The sequence below is a fragment of the Helicobacter bilis ATCC 51630 genome, from assembly GCF_000686565.1.
Taxonomy (GTDB): Bacteria; Campylobacterota; Campylobacteria; order Campylobacterales; family Helicobacteraceae; genus Helicobacter_A; species Helicobacter_A bilis.
This window is the reverse complement of the sequence record NZ_JMKW01000017.1, coordinates 39,729-46,575: the sequence shown is the minus strand read 5'-3', so window position 1 is coordinate 46,575 and position 6,847 is coordinate 39,729. Positions and strand designations below refer to the sequence as shown.

Below are 6,847 nucleotides of genomic sequence, written 5' to 3'. Positions count from 1 at the left end.
CAATGATAATGCACAGATAAATAAAGCAAATTGCCAAAAAACATCAATCAGTAATAGCTATCAAAATGTCCTATCAAATGCAAATAAACCAGACTTACTCAAAAGCTATGATATGCAGCAAACTACCGTTAATGCACTTAAAGCAATAGGTGAAGCTCCAATCAGTGATTATACAGATGAGTGGAAAAAGGTGCAAATAACGGATTTTATACAGACTTTGATACGACTATTTTAGAGATATATGCTACTAAAAGTGTGATAGCTATTGATGAAGTGATAGGATTTCATATTGTTACTTCTATTGAGTTAGTAGAAGTTGAATGGGATTTTGGTGATGGCAAGGTTAGCAATCAAATGGTAAGAGTAGTCAAAAGGATAATATACTCAAATCATTCAGCAAAGAAGGCTCGTATAATGTAAGGTTAAAAGCCTTAGTAGAAGTTGAGAATAAGGACTATGTTAATGATAAAAGTCAAGATAAGTTTGTGATGAAAGAATACTTTAGAGATTTAGAGATATTAGTGTGTTAGGGGGTTTGGCGTGGGAGCTAGATTCTTTAAATTTTGCACCCCCTACCTTGCACCTACCCACTTGGATAAAAATCTAGAATCTTGTCATATTGAATTCAAGATACAAAGTATCTCTTTTGCAACGAGTTAGAAAGATTAGCTTACTCAATATGACGACTATAAGATTCAAAACCACGCAACAAAATCTTGCACTTTTCATCGTAAAATCCACAAAAGATTTGAATAAATCGCTACAATAGCGTTTTATTTCTACAAGCGATAAAGGCAAATATTATGTTACAAAACCAACAAGATTACGATTATAAAAACTACGACTATAAGGCATTTAAGCAACAACATAAAAATTGCATTATAGCAACGACAAAAGAGGAGCTACAAGAAGCCTTGCGAGTAAAGCAACAAGAATATATTGCTTTTTTACAAACAAATATTCAAACAGATAGCACGAAACGAGATTTAAATTACAATCACATAGATGACACAAAACACGCTCCATGCCATATGCAAACAAGCAACACAAAAAAAGCTTTACATGACACACAAGTAGATGAAACACAACAAGCCCCGTATAATAATCACATAAAAAACACCAAACAAACTTTGCAAGACAATCACACAGAAGACACAAAGCGACTATTACATTACAGCCAAACAGACAATACAAAACGAGTTTTAAATCATAATCAAACAACCAAACCAAATCAAACTATATGTATCCAAACGGGCATGAGTCATGCAAAATTGCATAATGAAAATAAAGATTCTAATATACATTTCACTTCGCTTGATATTGGTTTCACGCCGACTATGGGGGCTTTGCATAACGGACATAAAAGCCTTATAGAATCTAATGTCGCACAAAATCACATAGCCGTTGTCTCTATCTTTGTGAATCCAACGCAGTTTAGCCCAACAGAAGATTTATCCACTTATCCACGCACACTTGAGAGAGATATTGAGATGTGCAAGGAAGCAGGCGTTGATATTGTATTTGCACCAACGAGTGAGATTCTATACACAGATGATGATGAAATAACAATAGAGCCACCTAGAAAGATGGGCTATATCCTTGAGGGATACTATCGTCCCACGCATTTTAGGGGGGTATTGCAAGTTGTGCTAAAGCTTTTTAATCTCATTTCGCCTACAAGGGCATACTTTGGGCAAAAAGACGCACAGCAGCTACTCATTATCAAAAAAATGGTGCAACATTTATGCCTACCGATAGAAATCATAGGTATGCCAATCGTGCGTGATTATGACAATCTAGCCTTAAGCTCAAGGAATGTATATTTGAGTGAGAGTGAGAGACAACTAGCCCTTGCGATTCCCAAAACAATATTTCATTTACAAGATCTCATCACACAGCAAAATATACGAGATATTGCGATACTAAAACAAGAAGCAGAAAAGATTCTAGAGAATCTAAACATAGATTATATGGATTTTTACAATCATGATTTAACTTTTGCTACAAAAGCACAAAATTGTATTTTTTTACTTGTAGTTCGCATTGGAAAGATACGATTGCTTGATAATCTTTGGATAGAATAACGGATTTATTTTCACTTTTAGATTCTATGCAACAAGGAATGTTATGCGTATTTTTATTTTATTTTTTTTAACAATTGCTTTAGCTTTTGGGCAATATAAAACACTTGATTCTGCCCTGCTTAATGGCACAAAGCAAGTAGATATTGTGTTATATGGGAATTTTATGTCAAGTGGTGGCGGTGGATATTATACAAATAATCTTTATGGCTCAAATAGATTCTTAGGTAATGCAGGATTGCTTAATGCTTCTGTTGGACTTGGCTATACCACTGGATTTTATTATAATTTGCGTGCGGCAATATCTTTTCGTGCCGCTCAAGGCTTATTAAATTATAACGATGGAGTGAAAAAATACTTCTATAACAATACAGGCAATGAAGTCTTAGGCGGTAGCAGTGTAGCCTTAGGGGAATCTTTTATAGAATATTTTGATGGTGATACAGCGATTAAAGCGGGGAGATTTCAGCCTATTAGCCCTTGGATTAATCACTTAATTGATGGAATCTGGGTAAGAAATGGGAGTGTGAGAAATCTTGTGATTGAAGCGATATGGGCATATAATTTTGGTCGTGTAAGCTATTATGAAATGACACGATTTATGCCCCTTGATAAAACAGGCTGGTTTAATGTTGGAGTAAAATACTATTTTAATGGCGATCAAAAAGATATAAAAAATAGTGCGTATATGAGTGGTTTTACCACCTTTATACCGGGTGTGTTTGCGACTGCGGGCATAAGAGGGCATTTTGCCACAAGATTTAATGGTGGTAATGTATGGTGGTTTGGTGCTGACTTAGGTTTTGCTGGGAGTTTTGAAGATCATAAAAGTCCAAAGTCTTTTCATAATAACACATTCCTTTTTGATTCTAAAGTTACCATTGGATATAAAAATATTGATGCGATGATTGGCTATGTTGCAAGTGGTAACGCAGGAATGGGTAGTCTTGGAATCTTGGGTGTTGGTAATGGCACACAAGCAGATATGTCAAACACTTTTTATACAAATATTCAGCCTTTTTTTGTATGGGGTGGTCGTGCTATCAAAATGGGAAATAACGCACATTTAATCTATGCGGCAACAAGGCTTGGTTTGCTTGATAATAAGCTCAATATGTATTTTGCCTATGGTGCAACTTTCTTTAATGGCTCAAATTATTATGGTGGCAATAGAAAAAATCTTACACAAAGCGAGTTTAACGCCATGCTTGAGTTTGGTATCACACAAACTCTAAGTGCTATTACGCATATAAGCAGCACGCATTTTAGCAGGGGTGTGCCAAGCACATTTGAGATTAATGGCGGATTGCGATTTATGTTCTAACTATATTGTAAATAAACTCTAAAATATGAAGTTTTTATATACAAGATTCTATAATAATGCAATATTTTTATAATTTTGTTGCATATAAGGCAAGAATATGCTACACTTGCAACTTTATTTTATTTTAGAAAGGGAGCAGTAATGGCTTTTAATTTTAAAGGGATTTTTCGTTCTAGTGCGGCGTTAGTTTTAGGTGGTGCAATTATGCTTGGACTACTTGCATGTGGTGATTCTAAACAAGAAGAGACAAAAAAGCAAGAGAGTGCCATTGAGACTATCAAAAATAATGGCAAGATTCGTATCGGTGTATTCAGTGATAAACCACCATTTGGATATTATGAAAATAATGAATACAAAGGCTTTGATGTCTATATCGCAAAGCGTTTTGCAAAAGATTTGCTAGGTGATGAGAATAAGATTGAATTTGTGCCTGTTGAAGCGGCAGCTAGGGCTAGTGCCTTAAAAGCAAATAAAGTAGATATTATCATGGCAAACTTTACAAAAACACCAGAGCGAGAAAAGCAAGTAGATTTTGCAAAGCCTTATATGAAAGTAACGCTAGGTGTGGTTAGCAAAGATGGTGCTATCACAAGTGAAGAGCAATTGCAAGGTAAAACTTTGATAGTCAATAAAGGCACAACAGCAGACATTTATTTCAGTAAGCAAAGTGGCATAAACTTGCTTAAATTCGAGCAAAACACAGAGACTTTCCAAGCATTCCAGCAAGGAAAAGGCGATGCGCTTTCTCATGATTCTACAATGCTTTATGCGTGGGTAAAACATAATCCAGAATATAAAGTGGGAATCCAATCTATCGGTGAGCAAGATGTAATCGCCCCAGCAGTTAAACAAGGTAATAAAGAATTGCTAGATTGGCTTAATACTGAAATTGATACTTTACAAAAAGAAGGCTTTTTTAAAGAAGCTTATAATGCAACTTTAGCAAGTGAATTTGGCAGTGAAATCACGGCTGATATGGTTATCTTCGCGGAGTAGTTTTAAGTCCTAGAATCTTAATGTTCGCTAGAGATTCTATGGAATCTCTGGTATCATTGCGTAAAACTACTTTCCACAATACTCTAAAAGATTCTAGGTATTCATGCAATGCAATAAAGGTAAGCAACTTATTTGCTGCAACCTTTTATCTATAACTCCCCAACTATTAGAATCTTTACTAGCTTATATCAAAATTTAACCCCAACAAACTCTCGTGTTTTAAATCTTTTAACTCTTAGTTTTTAATACACACAATAAGAGTGCTGTTATTTTTACCGGTAAGCTCGTAATGTAGATTTGAGGGGTATCTATCAAAAACATCTGCCCATTTTTTTGCCCTAAACATTCCCCTTAGTGTATGATTGCCATTTTGCTGCGCTAAATACCTTGCAAGTTTTACGACTTGACAGAATCCTTGTTTATCCCGCAAAGATTGAATGGCATTTTCTAAAATCATTAATTCTTTAGGTTTTGATTGTGTGGCATTCTTTGTAGATGTTTGCTTATTGTTGTTGGTAGCAGGTGTTTTACTTGTAGCGGATTTATTGGTGGTTGCTTGATTGTTATTTGTTGTTTTGCTTTGTAGGTGGATAAAATGCGTATAGGCATTTTGCAGCGATTCTGGCGTTTTCATCTCGCCAAAACCAATTGAAATCTTACCTTTTGCCTGAATCTCTAGGGCTATATCTCTAAAATCACTATCGCTTGAGACGATACAGATATGCTCTATATTACTTTCATACAGAATCTTATAGGCACTTGCTTGGATTTTTAAATCACTTGTATTTTTAAAACTTTTATGTCGAAAAACCTGAATAGGTATCATACCATATTCTTCAACCACTTGTTGTGTCCAATCGCTTGGTTTGCTCCAATCCTTAAAGGCATACTTAAGGACTACTTTACCAAATCGCTTTAATCTTTGAAGGATAAAGGGAATATGCGTAGATGACACATTTTCACAATCAAATAAGATAGCTATCATAATTGTATTACTCCATGTTGTAATGTGAGAATCTGCGTATTGTTACTATATTTCTATTCACAATGATAGATGAAATTTTGCCTAATATTTGTTAAAATCTTTGAATAAGTAAATATAAATGAACTTTTACTTAATGCTTATTTTCGTTTGCAATAGTAAGCTTTTTTGCTATAATTTCACGGATTGATTAAATATATTTTCTACAAAAAGAGCTATTATGAAAGTTTATCATTTATCACATATCGATTTAGATGGCTATGGCTGTCAGTTTGTTTCGCGTGAATTTTTCAAAGACATTACATTCTATAATGCAAACTATGGCAGAGAAGTCATGGTGAGATTACAAGCTATTTTGCGTGATATAGAATCTCACAAGGCACAAACAGAAAATGTGAGTATGCTATTTGGCAAACCAGTAAAAGTTGAGCGAGAGAAAAGTAGCACCCCGCAAAAAGAGCAGTTTATAATCCTTATCACAGATTTAAATCTCACACTAAATGAATCAAAATTTCTAAGCGAACAAGTAAAAGAGCTAAAAATGGCACAAGTAGATGTTGAGATTGTGCTGCTAGACCATCATGCTACAGGCGAAGAGAGTGCGAATATGTATAGCTGGTATTATCTTGATATTAATCGCTGTGCGACAAAAATCACTTATGAATATTTGCTAGATCGCTTTGGCTTAGATACTTCTGTGCAGCAGTGGCTAAAGCCTATCGTTGAGATGATTAACTCTGTGGATATATGGCTTGAAGATGGCTTTGGCTTTGAGTTTGGCAAAGTGGCTATGAGTCTTATTGCATCAAGTAATGAGTTTAATCGCTTTATGTTTGATGATGAAAATAGAAATTATAAGCTTAAATTACTAGATTTTGCGCGTAACTTTTTCATTGAATATAGCACAGAAAAAAGCGGCGGTTTAATCGATGGAAAAGCTTTCGATGAAGTGGGCTTTGATAATGCGCTATTTTTTATCAAAAAAGAAGTGCTAGGCGGAAATAAAGATAGTGAAACAATGGATAATATCATCTCACGCGCACAAGTCAAACTGCTTGAGACAAAGAAAGAGCAATGCAAGGTGTATTTTGAAGATAAGGTTGGCTTTCTAAGCTATGGCATGGGTGGCATTTCTGTTGTGGCAAATAAGTTTTTGCAAGAGAATGAAGAGTTTGATTTCTACATGGATGTAAGCAATAGGGGTAATGTGAGTTTGCGATCAAATGGGAATTGCGATGTAAGTGCATTAAGTCAAATGTGCTTTAATGGCGGCGGACATAAGAATGCAAGCGGCGGTCGAATTGATAGTTTTAGAGAGAGCTTTGTGTATGATGACATTAAAACGCAAGTGCAAGGACATTTGCAAATGAAAGACGAGTGGGAATTGTAGGGGTATTATAGTATTTTATATTGTGGGTTTTTGAAATATAATTGCAGTAATTGTCATGTTGAAGCAGCAAAGTT

8 protein-coding genes and 1 pseudogene are annotated in these 6,847 nt (G+C 35.0%); 7 read left to right on the top strand and 2 right to left on the bottom strand.

Translation table 11 applies throughout. The features are described 5' to 3' along the window. From T368_RS15880 to T368_RS0104630, 6 genes and pseudogenes are all read left to right on the top strand, one after another. A pseudogene (locus T368_RS15880) lies at positions 1 to 235 on the top strand (hypothetical protein); the annotation flags it as partial. Beyond that, positions 181 to 420 (top strand): hypothetical protein, encoded by a 240-nt coding sequence (locus tag T368_RS14845; protein ID WP_004085751.1) that lies wholly within the window; start codon positions 181 to 183, stop codon positions 418 to 420. The pseudogene T368_RS15880 and the gene T368_RS14845, both read left to right, overlap by 55 nt. A 226-nt stretch (positions 421 to 646) precedes the next feature. Further along, positions 647 to 769 (top strand): hypothetical protein, encoded by a 123-nt coding sequence (locus tag T368_RS17080; RefSeq protein ID WP_268902571.1) that lies wholly within the window; start codon positions 647 to 649, stop codon positions 767 to 769. Between the two features lie 487 nt (positions 770 to 1,256). Further along, positions 1,257 to 2,084 (top strand): pantoate--beta-alanine ligase, encoded by an 828-nt coding sequence (gene panC, locus T368_RS0104640; protein ID WP_034566778.1) that lies wholly within the window; start codon positions 1,257 to 1,259, stop codon positions 2,082 to 2,084. A 43-nt stretch (positions 2,085 to 2,127) separates the two neighbouring features. After that, the gene (locus T368_RS0104635; RefSeq protein ID WP_004085754.1) at positions 2,128 to 3,405 is read left to right on the top strand and encodes a hypothetical protein; all 1,278 of its coding nucleotides are present in this window, start codon (positions 2,128 to 2,130) and stop codon (positions 3,403 to 3,405) included. Positions 3,406 to 3,546: 141 nt separating this feature from the next. Next, positions 3,547 to 4,401 (top strand): transporter substrate-binding domain-containing protein, encoded by an 855-nt coding sequence (locus T368_RS0104630; protein WP_004085756.1) that lies wholly within the window; start codon positions 3,547 to 3,549, stop codon positions 4,399 to 4,401. On the opposite strand, the gene T368_RS15370 is transcribed toward T368_RS0104630, so the two are convergent. Beyond that, on the bottom strand, positions 4,385 to 4,528 hold the full coding sequence (locus T368_RS15370; RefSeq protein ID WP_155116627.1) for a hypothetical protein: 144 nt from the start codon (positions 4,526 to 4,528) through the stop codon (positions 4,385 to 4,387). The genes T368_RS0104630 and T368_RS15370 overlap by 17 nt on opposite strands. Before the next feature lie 108 nt (positions 4,529 to 4,636). After that, entirely contained in the window at positions 4,637 to 5,386 is a 750-nt protein-coding gene (locus T368_RS0104625; protein ID WP_004085757.1) for an NYN domain-containing protein, read from the bottom strand. Positions 5,387 to 5,603: 217 nt separating this feature from the next. Between T368_RS0104625 and T368_RS0104620 the strand changes: the two genes are divergently transcribed. Continuing rightward, positions 5,604 to 6,773 (top strand): DHH family phosphoesterase, encoded by a 1,170-nt coding sequence (locus tag T368_RS0104620; protein WP_004085759.1) that lies wholly within the window; start codon positions 5,604 to 5,606, stop codon positions 6,771 to 6,773. Positions 6,774 to 6,847 lie beyond the last annotated feature (74 nt).

Coding starts and splice junctions, on each gene's coding strand:
- panC (WP_034566778.1), top strand. CDS start 1,257: ATGAGTCATGCAAAATTGCATAATGAAAATAAAGATTCTAATATACAT.
- T368_RS0104635 (WP_004085754.1), top strand. CDS start 2,128: ATGCGTATTTTTATTTTATTTTTTTTAACAATTGCTTTAGCTTTTGGG.
- T368_RS0104630 (WP_004085756.1), top strand. CDS start 3,547: ATGGCTTTTAATTTTAAAGGGATTTTTCGTTCTAGTGCGGCGTTAGTT.
- T368_RS0104625 (WP_004085757.1), bottom strand. CDS start 5,386: ATGATAGCTATCTTATTTGATTGTGAAAATGTGTCATCTACGCATATT.
- T368_RS0104620 (WP_004085759.1), top strand. CDS start 5,604: ATGAAAGTTTATCATTTATCACATATCGATTTAGATGGCTATGGCTGT.